General features: G+C 35.4%; 1 protein-coding gene. It reads right to left on the bottom strand.

Going from position 1 to position 424, the window contains the following annotated elements:
- Positions 1-424, bottom strand: a 424-nt coding sequence (locus D7X96_RS39300) for a hypothetical protein (RefSeq protein ID WP_147468534.1), incomplete at both ends; no start/stop codon positions are given.

Below are 424 nucleotides of genomic sequence, written 5' to 3'. Positions count from 1 at the left end.
CCATTGGACACTCAGTAGATATGTGTCCAAACTTTTGACAGTTATAGCATTTCACATTTCTAGATTGATACTTGGAGGAGGAGCTGACTTTGTTTTTACCTTTATCAAAAGGTTTCTCTTTCTCTTTTCTATTAAACTTTGAAGTCTTCTTCTTAAATTGTCTTAAGAACCTTTTAGTAAGCAATGCAACATCTTCAGCATCACTTTCATTCTCATTCCCTGATTCTTCTTTAGGTGGAGATGGTTGAGAGGCCTTTAAGGCTATTGATTTCTTATCTTTGGATTTGTTGGAAGCATTGTTCATCTTCATCTTAAAGGTTCTAATGTTACCCGTCAGTTCTTCTACTTTCATAGTTTCAGGGTCATTGTATTCTTTTATAGAAGTTACTTTGGGGTGAAATCTTTCAGGTAGGGACCTAAGGAT

The organism is Corallococcus interemptor (assembly GCF_003668875.1).
Classification (GTDB): domain Bacteria; phylum Myxococcota; class Myxococcia; order Myxococcales; family Myxococcaceae; genus Corallococcus; species Corallococcus interemptor.
Note: the sequence above shows the minus strand (reverse complement) of the source record. Positions and strands in the feature narration are given on the sequence as shown.